Source organism: Frigoribacterium sp. 9N (assembly GCF_902506305.1).
Lineage (GTDB): Bacteria > Actinomycetota > Actinomycetes > Actinomycetales > Microbacteriaceae > Frigoribacterium.
Window position 1 is genome coordinate 140,938 of record NZ_LR733391.1, and the last position, 16,476, is coordinate 157,413.

General features: G+C 71.2%; 15 protein-coding genes. 8 read left to right on the top strand and 7 right to left on the bottom strand.

The window, feature by feature from the left end; translation table 11 throughout:
• Positions 1-226: 226 nt before the first annotated feature.
• A complete protein-coding gene (locus ARTHRO9V_RS01160; protein ID WP_159825029.1) occupies positions 227-733 on the bottom strand; it encodes a hypothetical protein in 507 nt (168 codons plus the stop codon).
• A gap of 351 nt (positions 734-1,084) precedes the next feature.
• Here ARTHRO9V_RS01160 and ARTHRO9V_RS01165 point away from each other — a divergent pair, with 351 nt between their 5' ends.
• From ARTHRO9V_RS01165 to ARTHRO9V_RS01175, 3 genes are all read left to right on the top strand, one after another.
• Positions 1,085-1,594 (top strand): hypothetical protein, encoded by a 510-nt coding sequence (locus tag ARTHRO9V_RS01165; RefSeq protein WP_056044687.1) that lies wholly within the window; start codon positions 1,085-1,087, stop codon positions 1,592-1,594.
• A gap of 108 nt (positions 1,595-1,702) precedes the next feature.
• A complete protein-coding gene (locus ARTHRO9V_RS01170; RefSeq protein WP_056044689.1) occupies positions 1,703-2,287 on the top strand; it encodes a DUF305 domain-containing protein in 585 nt (194 codons plus the stop codon).
• Positions 2,288-2,388: 101 nt separating this feature from the next.
• Positions 2,389-3,585 carry a permease gene (locus tag ARTHRO9V_RS01175; RefSeq protein WP_199736295.1) on the top strand — a complete coding sequence of 399 codons (1,197 nt, stop codon included), beginning with the start codon at positions 2,389-2,391 and terminating at the stop codon, positions 3,583-3,585.
• Positions 3,586-3,814: 229 nt separating this feature from the next.
• Here ARTHRO9V_RS01175 and ARTHRO9V_RS01180 read toward each other — a convergent pair whose 3' ends face one another.
• Complete coding sequence (locus tag ARTHRO9V_RS01180) at positions 3,815-4,858, bottom strand: NAD(P)-dependent alcohol dehydrogenase (RefSeq protein ID WP_159825031.1); 1,044 nt, start codon at positions 4,856-4,858, stop codon at positions 3,815-3,817.
• 153 nt (positions 4,859-5,011) lie between these two features.
• Between ARTHRO9V_RS01180 and ARTHRO9V_RS01185 the strand changes: the two genes are divergently transcribed.
• Together ARTHRO9V_RS01185 and ARTHRO9V_RS01190 are read left to right on the top strand one after the other, a co-directional pair.
• Positions 5,012-5,698 (top strand): CG0192-related protein, encoded by a 687-nt coding sequence (locus tag ARTHRO9V_RS01185; protein ID WP_159825033.1) that lies wholly within the window; start codon positions 5,012-5,014, stop codon positions 5,696-5,698.
• A 195-nt stretch (positions 5,699-5,893) separates the two neighbouring features.
• The gene (locus ARTHRO9V_RS01190; RefSeq protein ID WP_159825035.1) at positions 5,894-7,054 is read left to right on the top strand and encodes an adenosine deaminase; all 1,161 of its coding nucleotides are present in this window, start codon (positions 5,894-5,896) and stop codon (positions 7,052-7,054) included.
• Positions 7,055-7,171: 117 nt separating this feature from the next.
• Here the strand turns inward: ARTHRO9V_RS01190 and ARTHRO9V_RS01195 are convergent, their stop codons facing one another.
• Positions 7,172-8,389 (bottom strand): M23 family metallopeptidase, encoded by a 1,218-nt coding sequence (locus ARTHRO9V_RS01195; protein ID WP_159825037.1) that lies wholly within the window; start codon positions 8,387-8,389, stop codon positions 7,172-7,174.
• Positions 8,390-8,685: 296 nt separating this feature from the next.
• On the opposite strand from ARTHRO9V_RS01195, the gene ARTHRO9V_RS01200 reads away from it, so the two are divergent.
• Positions 8,686-9,072, top strand: a complete 387-nt coding sequence (locus ARTHRO9V_RS01200; RefSeq protein ID WP_233568421.1) for a PLD nuclease N-terminal domain-containing protein — start codon at positions 8,686-8,688, stop codon at positions 9,070-9,072.
• Positions 9,073-9,130: 58 nt separating this feature from the next.
• On the opposite strand, the gene ARTHRO9V_RS01205 is transcribed toward ARTHRO9V_RS01200, so the two are convergent.
• The 4 genes from ARTHRO9V_RS01205 to ARTHRO9V_RS01220 form a co-directional block, all read right to left on the bottom strand.
• Positions 9,131-10,822, bottom strand: a complete 1,692-nt coding sequence (locus ARTHRO9V_RS01205; protein WP_159825039.1) for a glycoside hydrolase family 13 protein — start codon at positions 10,820-10,822, stop codon at positions 9,131-9,133.
• Positions 10,823-10,898: 76 nt separating this feature from the next.
• Entirely contained in the window at positions 10,899-11,825 is a 927-nt protein-coding gene (locus ARTHRO9V_RS01210; RefSeq protein WP_159825041.1) for a carbohydrate ABC transporter permease, read from the bottom strand.
• Positions 11,825-12,763, bottom strand: coding sequence for a carbohydrate ABC transporter permease (locus tag ARTHRO9V_RS01215; protein WP_159825043.1), 939 nt, complete (start codon positions 12,761-12,763; stop codon positions 11,825-11,827). Before ARTHRO9V_RS01215 ends, ARTHRO9V_RS01210 begins: the two co-directional genes overlap by 1 nt.
• Positions 12,764-12,834: 71 nt before the next feature.
• On the bottom strand, positions 12,835-14,121 hold the full coding sequence (locus tag ARTHRO9V_RS01220; protein ID WP_123570963.1) for an ABC transporter substrate-binding protein: 1,287 nt from the start codon (positions 14,119-14,121) through the stop codon (positions 12,835-12,837).
• Positions 14,122-14,282: 161 nt separating this feature from the next.
• On the opposite strand from ARTHRO9V_RS01220, the gene ARTHRO9V_RS01225 reads away from it, so the two are divergent.
• Positions 14,283-15,551, top strand: a complete 1,269-nt coding sequence (locus ARTHRO9V_RS01225) for an ROK family protein (RefSeq protein ID WP_159825045.1) — start codon at positions 14,283-14,285, stop codon at positions 15,549-15,551.
• Between the two features lie 206 nt (positions 15,552-15,757).
• Positions 15,758-16,414: a hypothetical protein gene (locus ARTHRO9V_RS01230; RefSeq protein WP_157489780.1), complete on the top strand. Its 657-nt coding sequence runs from the start codon at positions 15,758-15,760 to the stop codon at positions 16,412-16,414.
• Positions 16,415-16,476: the final 62 nt, after the last annotated feature.

A 16,476-nucleotide genomic window follows, 5' to 3' on the forward strand; every position in this document is an offset into this window, starting at 1 on the left:
CGAGCGCAACGGGAAACGCCGATGCGCACCAGCGGTCGAACCTCATGCCATCGACATGGCCAGGACATGGGTTCACCGTCTGAGCGGAAGGAGTCGACGCATTCGCACCCACTGTCTCTGCTTTCATGTCGATGAGCACTGCCTTGTGGCTCCTTTGCTCGGGTGGGGTCGTGGAGCTGCGAGGGCCTGCAACCCGGAGAGTTCTGTCCGGCAGGCACGCGCGCGATCAGGACGCTGGGGTTGCTGAGCCCTCAGTGCCTGCTTCCATGTTGATCGTGCCGTCCGGCTGGAGGACGTACCAGGCATCCTTCACGCCCTGTCCGTTGACCTGTCCCGGTTCGGTGTCCTTCGCGAACCGGTACACCGGCCAGCCGTCGACGGTCAGCTGGGTTGTCCCGTCCGTGCGGGTGAGGGAACCGATCTTGCCCGTGATGCCGTCTGGGGAGGACGTGCCGGAGGCTTCGACTGCCGGCCAGGTCATGGCGCATTCGTCGTAGCAGTTGCTGGTGCCCGAGTCCTGCTCGTCCATCTTGAACGTGTAGATCGTGTACCCGGCGTCGTCGGTGATGATTTCGCCCAAGGGAGACGTTGCGGTGCCGAGGACTGCCGCTGCCGCGGTGGTCTCGGCGGGGGCCGGCTCGGTGGAGTCGGTCGTCGTGGATGATTCGGCAGATGTGGCGCACCCGGAGAGAGCGGCCGCGGCCAAGACGGCCGTCGTGAGCGTGATGGTCATTCGCTTGTGCATATTTCCTCCTGCTGGTACGCCGGCCCAGGTAGCCCGCTTACTACGAACACGACGCAGCTCATCCAGGAGTTCATCCGCGGCCGAAAAAGGCCGAAAAAGATCGGCGGTCGCAGGCAGCCGTCCTCACTCCCGGCGAAACGGGTGGCAGACGCGGGTGACGACCCTGTACCAAGGGCACCGCTGTCACACATCCGTCGTTCTTGGGATCGGCTAGTGAATGTCCCTCTGGCACGGCACGGTCGCGCGATGCCTACCCTGTGCTGATCGATCGGCTGGCCGCCCGAGACAGCGCATACCCCCAGGGGGTACAGTTCGATTCGGTCGACCTCGCAACGGAACGTGCTTCCGCTGCAGCCCGACGATCCCCCACCCCTCGTCCTGATCGAAGAATCGATGCTCGCCACCACCGCCTCCCCGCGTCGCCGGCTGCTGTTGCAGGTCACGGCGACGCTGGCGTTGCTGCTGCTGGTCGGGTTCACGGTCCTGATGCACACGATGGCCGGCCACACCGACGGCCACGAGCACCCGATGGCAGCTCCCGCCGCCACCACCGAGCACGTCCATGCCGTCGGAAACCGCCACGGGGAGCATGCCGCTCCCGCGGCCGCGGTGCTGACGGTCCTCACCGACGCCGGCTGCGACAGCGGCCTGTGCGCGCTGATGTGCTCGCTGATGGGGATGGCGTGCGCGCTGACGATCGCCCTGTTCGCATGGGCGCTACTGCGCGCACGGACCGGCGGTGTCATCGCGCTGCTGTCGCGACTGCTTGCGCTGGCTGACCGGCTGCCGCGCCACATCGCAGCACCGAAACCACCGTCACTGACGGCACTGCAGATCATCCGCATCTGATCCGCCCCCTGCGGGACCACACCGCCGCAGGGCGGCTCCCGCATGCCCAGAACCGGGAGGCATCCGCCTGCCCGGACCAGCTGACGCATCCACGGGAATGGACCTTCCATGCACACCACCACGACCACGCGCACCCTCGCGATCGCCGCCTCGCTCACCCTCGGCCTGACCCTCGCGAGCTGCTCCACGAACGACAGCAGCTCCGACGCGGGCTCGTCCGCCTCGTCGAGCTCGGCCGCGTCGGCGCACGACGACCAGGACGTGATGTTCGCGCAGATGATGCTGCCGCACCACGAGCAGGCCGTCGAGATGAGCGACGCGCTCCTCGCCAAGGGCGACGGTGTCGACCCCGACGTCGCCACCCTGGCGGAGCAGATCAAGGCCGAGCAGGGTCCGGAGATCATTCAGCTCGCCAGCTGGCTGCAGGGCTGGGGTGAGCCCACGGAGTCGGGGCACTCCATGTCCGGGATGATGTCCGATTCCGACATGACCGACCTCGACCAGGCATCCGCAAAGGACGCCGGAAAGCTGTTCCTGCAGCAGATGGTCCAGCACCACGAGGGCGCCGTCGACATGGCCAGGAGCGAAGTCGACAAGGGCATGAACACCGACGCGGTCGCGATGGCGAAGTCGATCGTGTCGAGCCAGACCGAGCAGATCACGCAGATGAAGGACATGCTCGCGTCCACGTGACACCAGTCGAGGGTCGAGGCGGGCAACGCAGTCCGCCTCGGCCCGAGACCGGTTCTTCCCCCCTTTGTGACCACCCTGTCGCTGCAGAACATGCCCGCGACGTGAAGAAGCAGGTGTACGTGTTCGTGATCAACGCAGTCGGTGACGCCCTGGTAGCAGCCGGCTCGATGGGGTGGGAGATCCTCTGGCCCCTCATCCTCGGCTTCACTCTCTCCGGCGTCATCCAAGCCGTCGTCCGCACCGACCAGATCACCAAGCTCATGCGCGACGACTCCCCCCGAGCGATCAGCGTCGCAACCGGCCTGGGCGCACTGTCCTCGTCCTGCTCCTACGCCGCCGTCGCCCTCGCACGGACGCTCTTCCGCAAGGGCGCGAGCCTGTCGTCGGCCATGGCGTTCGAGGTCGCCTCCACGAACCTCGTCGTCGAGCTCGGCTTGATCCTCGCGTTCGTCATGGGCTGGCAGTTCACCGCAGCGGAGTTCGTCGGTGGACCACTGATGATCATCCTCATCGCCCTCGGGTTCCGGCTCTGGATGCGCGGGAAGATCGTCGACGCCGCCCGCGAACAGGCCGACAAGGGACTCGCCGGCGCGATGGAGGGCCATGCAGCCATGGACATGTCCGTGCAGGGCGACCAGGGCTTCTGGCGGCGACTGTTCTCGAGGCCCGGGCTCACGAGCGTGTCGCAGTACTTCGTCATGGACTGGGCATCCGTCATCCGCGACATCGTCATCGGGCTACTCATCGCCGGCGCCTTCGACGCCTGGGTCCCGAAGGCGTGGCTGCAAGCACTGTTCCTCGATGGACACCCGACGCTCGCGTTCCTGATCGACCCGCTCATCGGGCCGATCCTGGCGATGGTGAGCTTCGTCTGCTCCGTCGGCAACGTCCCCCTCGCAGCGGTCCTCTGGAACGGTGGGATCAGCTTCGGCGGTGTGATCAGCTTCATCTTCGCCGACCTGATCATCATCCCGATCATCATCATCTACCGGAAGTACTACGGCTGGAGAGCAGCCCTCCGCATCACCGGGATCTTCTACGGCGCCATGGTCCTCGCCGGCTACGCCGTCGAACTGCTCTTCACCCCGCTGCACCTCGTCCCCACGAACCGGCACCTCACCATCGTGACGACCTCGATCAGCTGGAACTACACCACCTGGCTCAACATCGTGTTCCTGCTCGTCGCGGCGTTCCTGCTCGTCGTCTTCACCCGCAGCGGCTCATGGCCCATGCTCCGCATGATGGGTGACCACCCCGATGCCCACGACCAGGCACACGCCGAGCACGGCAAGCCCTGACCCGACCGGCCACGCCGACAGGGCGAGCTAGGCCACACAGCATCGTCGGAATCACGCCACACAGCGTTCCCAGCCACAACGTGTCGACGCTCACTCCTGCGGTGCTCGCCGGCGCCAGGACCCCGTTCCCCGTCGCGACGACGGGGTCAGGTGCGGCCGATCGGCCGCTGCGACCTGCAGGAGGCGCGGTGCGCGGAATCCGGCACCGCGCCTCCTCGGGGTGGTCGCGTCAGGGGACGATGACGGCCCGGCCGCGGACGGTGCCGGCGGCGAGGGCCTCGTAGGCCTTCGGGCCGTCGTCGAGCGAGTAGCGCTGCGTGGCGACCTCGACCTGGCCGGCCCGGGCGAGGTCGAGGACCTCGATCAGTTCGCTGCGGCTGCCCCAGTAGGGGATGCGCACGGCGACGTCGTAGGCGATCGCGCCGAAGCCGAGCTCGACGGTGCCGCCACCGATGCCGACGATGGTCACGTCGGCGTCCGCCGCGGCGACCGCGACGGCCGTGGCCATCGTCGGCCCCGCCCCGACGAAGTCGAAGACGGCCTGGACGCCGAGGCCCCCGGTGATCTCGCGGATGGCGTCCGCGGCGTGCTCGTCGCTGATCACCGTGTGGTGCGCACCGACGTGCTTCGCCAGCTCGAGCTTCTCGTCGCTCACGTCGAGCGCGATGATCTGCGCACCCGAGAGCGCCCGCAGGATCTGGATTCCGACGTGCCCGAGGCCTCCGGTGCCGATGACGACGGCGTAGGTGCCGGCGCCGAGCTTCGGCAGCGAGGTCTTGATCGCGTGGTACGGCGTGAGGCCGGCGTCGGTGAGCGACACGTTCTCGACCGGGTCGAGGTCGCCGAGCGGCACCAGGTGGCGCGGGTCGTCGACGATCATGTACTCGGCCATCGACCCGGGAGCGCCGAGCCCGGGAGGCTTGATGCCCTCGGCGGCGGCGTTGACGCAGTAGTTCTCCTTGCCCTGGGCGCACTGGTGGCAGCGCCCACAACCCCACGGGCCGTAGACGGCGACCGCGTCACCGACCTGCAGGTGCTCGACGCCCTCGCCGAGCTCGGCCACGACGCCGGCGCCCTCGTGCCCGAGCGTGAGCGGCAGCGGATAGCCCTGCGCCGTGTAGTCCTCTTCACCAAGGCTCATGACGTACTCGTCGGAGTGGCAGACGCCGGCGGCCGTGACCTTGAGCAGCACCTGCCCGGGGCCGGGCGACGGCTTCTCGATCTCGACGACTTCGGGGGGTTGACCGACCTGGGTGTACTGGAGTGCCTTCATGGGCCGCAGGCTACGCCCGACTGCTGGAGAACGCACGACAGGTGTCGCGTTACTGGAGGCGTCGGGGCGCGGTCGGGCCGTGCCGCCGGCGGGGTCGGGGCGTGGTGGTGGCGGTGACCGACGGTGACGGTGGTCGGCCCTACGATCGACGGCATGGCACACCTGCACCGGGCCGGCATGAGCCCCTCCAAGATCGACCTGCTCGACGCCTGGGTGCCGACCCAGCCGTGGTTCGAGGGCCCGCCCCGGTCCGAGGGCGCCGACGACGAGGGCCTGCGCAGCGTCGCCGCCTTCCGCTTCGACGACCCGGCGGGCGAGGTCGGCGTCGAGACGATCATCGTCGCCACCGCCGACGGCGTGCAGCTGCAGGTGCCCCTCACGTACCGCGACGCTCCCCTGGCCGGCGCGGACGCGCACCTCGTCGGGACGACCGAGCACTCGGTGCTCGGCACGCGGTGGGTCTACGACGGCACGGCCGACCCGGTCTGGGCCGCGGCCCTCGCGACGGCCGTGCTGACCGGCGGCACGCAGGCCGAGGCCTGGTTCGAGGTCGACGGCGAACGACAGGTCCGCGAGCCGAACTCGACCGTCGTCGGCAGCGGCACCCCGGGCACCCCCGTGCCCGACGTCGACCGCCTCACCGTCGACCAGGTCGAGGGCCGCACGGTCGTCACCGGCGCGGCGGTCCGCATCGTCGTCGCCCGCGCCCTCGGTCGACACGACGCCGGGGCCCTCGCCTCGACCGGCGGCCACAGCGGCGACCACGGGGTCGAGGTCCTCACCGGCACGTGGACCGGGCACGACCAGCCCGAGACGCTCGCCGTCGTGCTGACGGCCTAGCCACCTGCAGGAGGCGCGGTGTGCGGTCGTCGCGCACCGCGCCTCCTCGACGTCCGGGCAGGAGGCGCGGGTGGCGTCCTCGACGAACCGCCCCGCGCCTCCTCGTCTCGTCCCCAGACGGTCGCCGGGTGACGGGACGGTGAACGATCGTGCACGGGGCTTCGTCGGGAGGCACGCTGCCGCTACGGTGGCCCGATGACGGCGATCGACACCTCCCCGACGACCGCGGCCCCCGCGCCCGGCACGCCCCTCACGGGCACGACCCCGACGAGCAGCGACCACCTTCGGTCGCCCCTGTCGGGCACCAGCTCCTCGGGTACGGATTTCTCGGGTTCGCCCCTCTCGGGCACCGTGCTCGCGACGCCGCCCACGGCCGAGCTGCACCTGCACGTCGAGGGCACGCTCGAACCCGAGCTCGTCTTCGCCCTCGCCGACCGCAACGACGTCGACCTGCCCTTCGCCTCGGTCGACGAGCTGCGCGCGGCGTACTCCTTCGGCTCGCTGCAGGAGTTCCTCGACCTCTACTACGCGTGCACGGCCGTGCTGCAGACCGCACAGGACTTCCACGACCTCGCCTGGGCCTACCTCGAACGCGCCCACGCCCAGGGGCTGCGTCACGTCGAGATGTTCTTCGACCCCCAGGCGCACACCTCTCGCGACGTCGACGTCGACGAGGTCATCGACGGGCTGACCCAGGCGCTCGGCGAGGCGCGCGAGCGGTTCGGCATCACGGGCGGGCTCATCCTCTGCTTCCTGCGGCACCTGCCGGTGGGCGACGCGGCCGCGACCCTCGAGTCCGTCGCGCACCGCGCCTCCGACCTGATCGGGGTGGGGCTCGACTCCTCCGAGGTGGGGTTCCCGCCCGCCGCGTTCGCCCGCGTCTTCGACCGTGCCCGCGCGCTCGGGCTGCACGTCGTCGCCCACGCCGGTGAAGAAGGCCCGCCGTCGTACGTCACGGACGCCCTCGACCTGCTGCACGTCGAACGCGTCGACCACGGGGTGCGCAGCCTCGAGGACGACGCCCTCGTCGCCCGCCTCGTCGCCGACCGGGTGCCGCTCACCGTCTGCCCACTGTCGAACCTGCGGCTCGCGGTGGTGTCCGACCTGGCCGAGCACCCGCTGCCCCGCATGCTCGAGGCCGGGCTGCTCGTCACGGTCAACAGCGACGACCCCGCCTACTTCGGCGGCTACGTGGGCGACAACTACGAGGCGCTGCGCGACGTGCTCGGGCTGGACGACGACATGCTCGCCCTGCTGGCGACGAACTCGGTCGAGGCGTCGTTCGCCGACGCCGGCCGCAAGGCCGAGCTGACCGCCGAGGTGCAGGCCTGGCGCGAGGCGCGTCGCGCGGCCTGAGGCTCGCTGCGTGAAGCGCGGGGCCTGAGGCGCGGGGGTGGGCGCCGACGCACGCGAGGGCGGGCGAGTTCGTACAGGACGGCCCGTTCCGACGGCTAGAGCGTGCGGCCGCGTTGGCTAGAGCGTGCGGCCGGCGTTGGCCTCGAGCCAGGCCTTCGGGTCGACCTGCGTCGTGCCGCCGAGCAGCACCTCGAAGTGCAAGTGCTCGCCGGTCGCGACACCACTGCGGCCGACCTTGCCGACCAGCTCGCCCACCTGGACCGTCTGCCCGGCGACCAGCGGGCTCGAACCGATCTGCATGTGCGCGTACAGGGTGCTGACGCGCTGACCGTCGATCACGTGGTCGATCACGGCGTACTGACCGAACTGACCGTGCATGCCAGACGTGCGCACCACGCCCGCGGCCGCGGCACCGATGGGGGTGCCGCCGCCGGGCGTCATGTCGAGGCCCATGTGCATGCTCGAGCACGCCGCGCACGGAGCCGCACGGGGACCGAAGCCCGAGCTGAGGACGACCGAACCCGGGAACGGCCAGCGGATGTCACCGATCCCCGAGTTCACGATGGTGCCGGCCCCTGAGGAGGCGCGGTACGAATTCGTCGACCCCGCGACGTTCTTCGAGGTGACGACGGGCTCGGGCTCGGGCGGCGGAGGAGGCGGCGGCGGCGCGTCGGTCACCCCGAAGGCGTCGCGGTCGGACACGGTCAGCACGACGAGCGACGCCGCGAGGGTCTGGGTCGGCATCGGAGCGGCACCGGCGGTCGGGATGTTCGACCCGCCCAGGTCGCTGGCCGAGGCCGGGGTGAGGTTCGACGTGAAGAAGAGCATGACGGCGCAGACGCCGAGCACGGGCAAGGTCGCCGCACGGACGCGCGACGAGACGGCCCGCAGCCGCGAACGGCCGGTGGTCGCCCGGGGGCTCGGGTTCGGGCGGCCGGCATCTCGGGTCCGACGGAGCACGGCCGGCACGGAGGGGCGCCGGCGGCGCGCGACGCGGGTCGTGGGTGCCGCCTCGGTGGCCGTCGCACCCACTTCCGAACCATGCACCCGGTTGCTCGTGGGTGCATCGTTCGACACCGGGTTCATCGCCGGGCTGGCCGCAGGAGCGACGGACGACGGTGCGGAGACGGGCGCAGCGGACGACGTCGTGGAGGCGGGAGCAGCAGAACCAGCGTCGGCAGCGGCGGCAGCGGCGCGCTCGAGGGCGCGGGCCTCACGGCGGGTCAGCGGCACGGCGGCACCCGGCGCCTGCTCGACGGCCGCAGCGGTCGGCGCGGCGGGCGAGGCCGGCTCGGCCGGCGCCACGGTCTCGCGGGTGTTCGAGGGGTCGGTCATGAGCGCTTCCTGGGACGGACGGCGCGTCGACTCACGGTTCTCCTCGATGGGGCGGACCGACCCACCTTACGATCAGAGCCGCCCGCTGACCAGGGGTGGAGGCGAATTTTCAGGAGCTGCACCCTTCGTGGTCGACCGGCACCGCACCTCCTGACCGGGGTCGCTCGCCGTGATGCGGGTGACGCTACCGACCGTCCGGAGGGCCCGTCACACCCAGAACGCGGCACAGGCGGGGGCGCGGTCACCCCTCCTCGCGGGGCTTCCGCCGGGCAGGCGGCACCCCCTACCCTCGGGCCGTGACCTTCGTGCTGGCTGCCCTGCCCCTCCTGCTGATCGTGGGGGCGCTCGTCGACATCGTCACGCGTCCAGAAGGCGACGTGCGACACCTGCCCAAGGGCCTGTGGATCATGATCGTGCTGTTCCTGCCGCTGATCGGCAGCATCGTCTGGTTCGCCGCGGGCCGCGAGTACGGCAGCCGAGTCGAGCAGATCGGGCCCCGCGACCAGAGCCGGTACCACGAGGCCGCGGCCCGCACGCTCGACCACCGCGTCCGCAGCACCGAGCAGCAGCTCGCCGACCTCGACCGCGAGGCCGAGCACTACGAGCGGCTCGCCCGTCTGGCGAAGCTCGAGGCCGAGGTCGAGCAGCGCCGCTCCACGGCCGGCGACGACGTCCCCGCCTGACCGGCCCCGCGCCTCCCGGCCGGGGACGGCCGACGTCAGCCGCGCAGCCAGGCCGCCGTCAGCCGCGCAGCCAGGCCGCCGTCTCGCCCGGCAGCTGCCCGGCATCCGTCAGCGGCCCGCTCGCGACGAGCACCTCGCCCGAGCCCAGCCCGAGCGCTGCCAGGTCGACGGGCTCGGTGCCGAACACGCACACCACGTGCCATCCGCCGGGGCGGACGAGGTGCAACACGTCGTCGCGGCCGTCGACGGGCAGCCAGTCGAGCGTCTCGTCGGTCTGCAGGTCGCGCCGCGCCGCGAGGGCCGCCCGGTAGAGCGCGAGCGTCGACGTCGCGTCGGCTTCCTCGGCCTCGACCGAGTACTCGCCGAACCACGAGGGCTGCGGCAGGTGCGCCTCGCCCGCGCCGAAGCCGAACGACGGCCCCGTCCGGGTCCAGGGCAGCGGCACGCGGCAGCCGTCCCGACCGATGTCGACGCCGGGGTTGCGGAAGAACGACGGGTCCTGGCGCTCGTCGGCGGGGATGTCGGCGACCTCGGGCAACCCGAGCTCCTCACCCTGGTAGACGTAGGCCGACCCGGGCAGGCCGAGCATGAACAGCGACGCCGCACGAGCCCGACGCAGGCCGGTCTCGACGTCGACCTCGGGCGAGGTGCCGCCCGACAGCAGCCACTCGGCGCCCTGCTTGACGTCGCGACCGTTCAGGGCGGGCAGGCCGTACCGGGTCGCGTGGCGGACGACGTCGTGGTTCGAGAACACCCACGTCGTCGACGATCCCGAGGCCTCGGCCGCGTCGAGGTTGTAGGTGATGATGTCGTGGAACTGCGTGGCGTCGAAGTCGGCCTCGAGCAGGTCGAAGTTGAACGCCTGGCCCAGCCCCTCGGCGCTGGCGTAGCGGGCACGACGCGACGGCTCGACCCAGGCCTCGGCCACGGCGATGCGCGGCGGGTCGTACTCGTCGAACACCTCACGCCACGTGGCGTAGATCTCGTGCACCTCGTCGCGGTCCCACAGCGGGTGGTCGCCGTCGGCCTTGGGCAGCGCCTCGAGCTCGGCCGTGGACGGCAGCACCTCGGGCAGGCTCTTCGCCAGCCCGTGCGCCACGTCGACCCGGAAGCCGTCGACCCCGCGGTCCGACCAGAACCGCAGCGTGGTCAGGAAGTCCTCGCGCACCTCCGGGTTGTCCCAGTCCCAGTCGGGCTGCTCGCTCGCGAACGAGTGCAGGTACCACTGGCCGTCGGCGACGCGGGTCCAGGCCGGGCCGCCGAAGATCGACGTCCAGTCCGAGGGCGGCAGCTCGCCGGTCTCGCCGAGACCGTCGCGGAAGATGTAGCGCGCCCGGGCGGGCGATCCGGCGGGAGCGGCCAGCGCCTCCCGGAACCAGACGTGCCGGTCGGACGAGTGGTTCGGCACGAGGTCGGCGATCACCCGGATGCCGACCGCGTGCAGCGCGTCGATCATCTCGTCGAACTGCGCGAGCGTGCCGATCTTGGGGTCGACGTCGCGGTAGTCGTCGACGTCGTACCCACCGTCGGCGAGGGCCGACGGATAGAACGGGCTGAGCCAGACCGCGTCGACGCCCAGCCGCTGCAGGTAGGGCACCGCCGCCGTGATGCCGGGCAGGTCGCCGATGCCGTCGCCGTTCGAGTCGGCGAAGCTGCGGGGGTAGATCTGGTAGACCGCCGCCTGGCGCCACCAGGTCGGGTCGTCGGTCAGCAGCTCGGTCGAGGGTGCGGTGCGGAGCGTGTCGGTCATCGTGGAGCAAGGTCCTCTCGGTGGTGGTGGGTTGCCTGGAGGTCAGGAGGCGCGGGCCGCGCCCCCCGACGGACGCCTACTTGATCGCGCCCTGCGTCACGCCCGCCATCACCCAGCGCTGGGTGAAGAGGTAGACGACGATCGCCGGGGCCATCGCCATGAGGTACGAGGCGAAGGCGACGTTGTAGTCGTTGCTGAACTGCGTCTGGAAGATCTGTTGCAGCACGGGCAGGGTCTGCAGCGACGGGTCGGCGGTGATCAGCGACGGCATCGCGAAGTCGTTCCACGAGGCCAGGAAGGCGAAGATGCCGACCGTGGCGCTCATCGGGGCGAGCAGCGGGAAGACCAGGCGCCAGAAGACCTGCCAGGTGGTGGCGCCGTCGAGCCGCGCGCTCTCCTCCAGCTCTTCGGGCAACGACCGCAGGAACGCCGTGAACAGCAGGATCGAGAACGACAGCTGGAACATGACGTGCAGCAGCGCGACGCCGCCGGGGTTGTCGAGGCCGACGATGCCGGTCAACTTGATCTGCGACAGCGCGACGACCGGGAACGGCAGGAACATCGCGGCCAGCAGGTAGAAGAACGAGAAGCGGAACAGCTTGCGGTCCCAGTTGCGCGAGATCGCGTACGACGCCATCGAGGCGAGCACGACCGTGCCGATCACGGTCGCGGCCGTGACGAGGGTCGAGATGCCGAACGCCCGCGGGAAGTCGGTCAGCTGCCAGGCGGTCGCGAAGTTCGAGAAGTCGATCGGTGCCGGCAGGCCGAACGCGTTGCCGTCGACGGCCTGCGCCGACGTCTTGAGCGACATCGTGACGGTGACGTAGATCGGGATCAGCACGGTGATCGTGCCGAGCACCAGCAGCACGGTGACGAGGCGGTTCGGGCGCTCCCGACCGACGCGACCGCGTCGACGACGGGTGACGGCGTCGGCGTCGCGACCCGTGCCTCCTGGGGTGGGGGCCGCCGAGGCGGCCGGGGTGACGAGTGCGGTGTTCGCCATCAGACGGCCGCCTTTCCGCGGGTGATCCGGAGTTGGACGAGCGCGATCGCGACGGCGATCACGAAGAAGATGGTCGCGTTGGCCATCTGGTAGGCGTAGTCGCCGCCGGTGAAGCCCGTGAAGATCGTCATCGCGATGCTGCGGGTCGACGTGCCGGGGCCGCCGTTCGTCAGGCCGACGATGATGTCGTACGAGTTCAGGAAGTTCTTGAAGCCGATGATCGTGTTGATCAGGACGTAGCCCGCGACGAGCGGCAGCGTGATCGACCGCAGCTGCTTCCAGCCCGAGGCGCCGTCGAGGCTGCTCGCCTCGTACACCTCGCCGGGGATCGCGAGCAGGCCCGCGATGTAGATCAGCAGCGTGCTCGGGATCGCCTGCCACGCGGTCACGACGACGATGCCGATCCAGGCGGTGTCGGCGTTCGCGAGGATGCTGTCCTGCAGCCCGGGGATGCCGAGCGAGGCGCCGAGGGCCGGCAACGAGTTCGAGAAGAGGAACTGGAAGACGAAGGCGATGATGATGCCCGAGATGACCATCGGGATCACGAAGACGGCCCGCAGCGCGGTCTTCGCCTTGATCTGCGAGGTCAGGCCGATCGCCAACAGCAGGGCGATGACGTTGACGGCGATCACCGTGACCAGCGCGAAGCCCATCGTGAAGCCGTACGAGCCGAGGATCGCCGGGTCGGTCGCCATCGCGAGGTAGTTGGTGACGCCGACCATGTCGAACTCGCCGAAGCCGATCGAGTTCGTGAAGCTGTAGAACACGCCCATCACGGCCGGCAGGGTGATCGCCAGCGAGAAGAGGACGAGCGTCGGCACGAGGAAGAAGTAGAAGACCGGGTCGACGCGCCTGCCGCGGCGCCGCGGGTTGCCGGTCGTGCTGCCGCTCAGCGAGGTGCGGGCGCCTCGCACGGCCGTGGGGGTGGTGGTGGCCATCGGGTCTCCTTCGACTCGGGCGGTGGTCGGGGTGGCCGGGGCCGTGGCGCGGCCCGCGCCGTCGATCGCGCTCATGCGCGGAGTGCCAGGCGGCGCCAGTCGGCGTCCATGGTGCGCAGGGTGCCCTCGACGCTGGCGCCGGTGACGATGCCCTGCACGTAGTTCTCGGCGGGGATCGTCAGCGGGATCGCCTTGGACGCCCCCTGGTAGAACCGCGCGTCGTCGTAGTAGCCCTGCATGCCGACGATGCGCTCGTCGGTCACGGCGGGGGCCGACCTCGTGGTGCCGAACGCCAGGAAGTCGCGGTTGTAGGCGTCCTGGATCTCGGGCTGCATCAGGTAGGTCAGGAACTCGCGGGCGGCGTCCTGCTTGCGCGACTGCTCGGGCACCCACAGGGCCAGGTCGAGGTTGACCCGCACCTTGCGGTCGGCGGGGTCGTCGGTCATCGGCAAGGGGAACGTGCCGACCCTCGCCTCGGGGTTCGCCTTGGTGATCTCACCGAGTGCCCACGGCCCCTGCATGAGCATCGCCGCCTCGCCCTGCGCCATGGCGAGGTTGCCGTCGCCGTAACCGCGGCTGTTGCGGTTGGCGTTCGACAGCCGTCCGAGCTGCACCATGCGCTCGACGGGTTCGCGGAAGTCCTTCTCGAACGAGACCGAGCCGCCCTGGCCGACGCTCGTGCCCTCGGCGTTCATCTTCTCGTAGAAGGCCGCGACGTCGAGCGACCCGCCGGTCGTGTAGTCGAACAGGCCCTGCGCGACGGTCCACGGTTCGCGGAAGGTGCTGTAGATCGGCGTGACGCCGGCCGCCGTGAAGGTGTCGCACGCCGCGAGGAACTCGTCCCAGGTGGTCGGCACCTCGACGCCCAGGTCGGCGAAGACCTGCTGGTTGTAGATCACCGACGCGGCGGTGATCGAGTACGGCAGCACGCTCGTCCGGCCGGGGTACGTCGCGTACTGGTCGACCAGCTCCTGCACCTCGGGGCGGATCGTGCGCGCCTCGGGCAGGTCGCCCAGGTCGCTCAGCGCCCCGCGCTCCATGAAGCGGGCCATCTCGAGGTTGTACGTGAAGGCCGCGACGTCGGGCGGGTTGCCCCGGACGAAACCGGCCGAGATGCCCGAGGTCGAGTCGTGGATCACCCGGACCGCCGACTGCGACTCGTTGAAGCGCGAGACCAGGTCGGAGAAGTACGGGATCGCCTCGGGCTTGGTCGCGTAGAAGGTGATCTCGGTGCGCCCGCGGCCGGAGCCGGACGGGGCGCAGCCGGCGAGGAGGAGCGCCGCCCCGGCGGCACCGATCCCGCCGAGGAGGGTGCGTCGGCTGAGGCCGGCACCGGAGGGCAGTGGGGGTGTGGGCACGTCGTCGTCTCCCGGGTCGCGACCCCGACGACAGCGTCGGGACCGAGTTGATCTGGTGTGTAGATTTAGACCCTAGATCAATTCGCGGCGTGGCACCATGGGTCGTCGTCGAAAAGATCCGCCGTGTCGCGAGGCACCGGCCACAGCACGAGGAGGCGCGGGTGGCGCTGAGCACCGGGGTGTCGTCGCCGAGCCTGCTCCGCCGCATGAACGCGGCCGAGGTGCTGCGGCACGCGTGGTCCGCGGACGCCGTCACGGCGAGCGACCTGATCGCCCTCACCGGACTCACCCGGTCCACCGTGCTCGGGGTCTGCGACGACCTCATCGACCACGGCTGGATGGTGTCGCTCGCCGACGCCCGCTCGACCGGCGAGTACCGCAAGGGCCGCCCCGCTCGTCGCTACGCCCTGGCCCGTTCCGCCGGGCACGTCGTCGGCGTCGACGCCGGCCGCCACCACCTGACCGCCGTCGTGGCCGACCTGCGCGGTGACGTCGTGGCCCGCGTCGCACGGCGCATCGACCCCGACGGGACGGCGGACGACCGCCGCCGGACGGTCTCACGGCTGGTCGACGACGTCCTCGGCGAGGCCTCGCTGGGCGACGCCGACGTGCTCGCCGTGGCACTCGGAGTGCCCGCGCCGACCGACTCCGAGGGCCGGTCGCCGATCGAGGTCGGCGCCGACTTCTGGGTGCTGATGAACCCCGACTACACCGGGCTCTTCGCCGAGCGCGGCTGGGCCGTCGTCGTCGAGAACGACGCCAACCTGGCCGCCGTGGCCGAGGCGGCGGCCGCGTCCCGTGCCGACCGCGAGGTCGATGGCGGTGCCGGTGCCGGTGCCGCCACGTCGTTCGTGACCCTGCTGGCGGGCGAGCGGTTCGGCGCCGGGTTCGTGCTCGACGGAGCCCTCGTGCGGGGCAGCCGCGGTGCCGCGGGCGAGATGCGCCTCCTCGACCTGGTCGAGGGCGTCGGATCGGCCGACGGCCTCGGAGCCCTGCTGCGCGACTGGGCCCGGGCCGCGCGCGAGCTCGGCACCGTGCCGGCCTCGTCGCCGCTGCGGGCGATCCCGCTCGACGAGCTCGAGGCCCCCGCCGTGCTGGCCGCGGCGGACGCCGGCGACGCGACCGCCCTGCGCCTGGTCGAGAAGGCCGCCGAACGGTTCGGACGCGTCTGCGCCATGCTCAGCGGCATGCTCGACGTCGACCGCATCGTCGTCGCCGGGGCCGTGGCGCCCTCCCTCGGACTGCTGCTCGACCGGACGACACCGTGGCTCAGCCGGTTCACGCACCGGGCCGCGCCCGAGGTCGTCGCCTCGACGTTGGGCGACGCGGTCGTGACCACGGGCGCCGTCGAGCGGGCCCTGGCACACGTGCGCGGCCACGCACTCGAGCTGACGCTGCCGGGTGCGGCGGACGCGACCCGCGCCTCCTGAGGCCTGCTCGGCGTGCGATCGGACGGCGATGCACCCGGTTTCGAACGATGCACCCGGTTGCTTCCGGGTGCATCGTTCGAAACCGGGTGCATCGTTCGTCGCGGCGGGAGGTACAGCGCGGGGCGGGACGGCGCGGCGCGGGAGACGCGGTGCGGGGCGGGGCGGGAGGCGCGGGGCGGCCCGGCGCACGCCGCTAGGCTCGCGGGATGGTCACCGTCGTGCTCCCCTGGCGTCCGCAACCCAGTCGCGTCGCGGCGTTCGAGGTCGTCCGCGACTGGTACGCCGACGCCCTGCCCGAGGCCGAGATCCGCACGATCGACTCCCCCGACCCGGTGTTCAACCTGGCCCAGTGCCGCAACCTGGGGGTCGCCGGCCTGGCCGACGACGAGGTCGCCGTGATCGGCGACGCCGACACCCTGCCGCAACGCGAGCCCCTGCTCGCGGCGATCGAGGCGGCCCGCACGAGCGGCCGGGTGCACCTGCCCTACACCGAGTACCACTGGCTGGGACGCGACGGCACCGCGCAGGCGGCCGCGGGCACCCCCCTCGAGCGGTGCGACTTCGAGCTCGTGCGCGGGGCCTGCTCGGGGGTCTACGTGACCCGCGCCTCCTCGTGGCGCAGCCACGGCGGGCAGGACGAACGCTTCCGGGGCTGGGGCTTCGAGGACGCCGCCTGGTACCTCGCCCACACCACCCTGCTCGGCGAGGCCCCGCGACGGCACGAGGGCATGGTCTTCGCCCTGCACCACCAGGCCGAGGTGCGCGAGGGGCCGCAGTACGACGCCAACGCCGCGCTGATGCAGCGGTACCGCGACGCGGCGGTCGGCGAGGACGCGATGCGCGCGGTCGTCTTCGGCGCCTAGAGCTAGGGCGACAGAGCCGAAGGGCGACAGCGCAGGAGGGCGACAGCGCAGGAGGCGCGGGG

Bases quoted from the DNA above. Each gene is read 5' to 3' on its own strand.
- ARTHRO9V_RS01195 (WP_159825037.1), bottom strand. From the start codon at position 8,389: ATGACCGACCCCTCGAACACCCGCGAGACCGTGGCGCCGGCCGAGCCG.
- ARTHRO9V_RS01230 (WP_157489780.1), top strand. From the start codon at position 15,758: ATGGTCACCGTCGTGCTCCCCTGGCGTCCGCAACCCAGTCGCGTCGCG.
- ARTHRO9V_RS01205 (WP_159825039.1), bottom strand. From the start codon at position 10,822: ATGACCGACACGCTCCGCACCGCACCCTCGACCGAGCTGCTGACCGAC.
- ARTHRO9V_RS01215 (WP_159825043.1), bottom strand. From the start codon at position 12,763: ATGGCCACCACCACCCCCACGGCCGTGCGAGGCGCCCGCACCTCGCTG.
- ARTHRO9V_RS01210 (WP_159825041.1), bottom strand. From the start codon at position 11,825: ATGGCGAACACCGCACTCGTCACCCCGGCCGCCTCGGCGGCCCCCACC.
- ARTHRO9V_RS01180 (WP_159825031.1), bottom strand. From the start codon at position 4,858: ATGAAGGCACTCCAGTACACCCAGGTCGGTCAACCCCCCGAAGTCGTC.
- ARTHRO9V_RS01190 (WP_159825035.1), top strand. From the start codon at position 5,894: ATGACGGCGATCGACACCTCCCCGACGACCGCGGCCCCCGCGCCCGGC.
- ARTHRO9V_RS01185 (WP_159825033.1), top strand. From the start codon at position 5,012: ATGGCACACCTGCACCGGGCCGGCATGAGCCCCTCCAAGATCGACCTG.
- ARTHRO9V_RS01170 (WP_056044689.1), top strand. From the start codon at position 1,703: ATGCACACCACCACGACCACGCGCACCCTCGCGATCGCCGCCTCGCTC.
- ARTHRO9V_RS01160 (WP_159825029.1), bottom strand. From the start codon at position 733: ATGACCATCACGCTCACGACGGCCGTCTTGGCCGCGGCCGCTCTCTCC.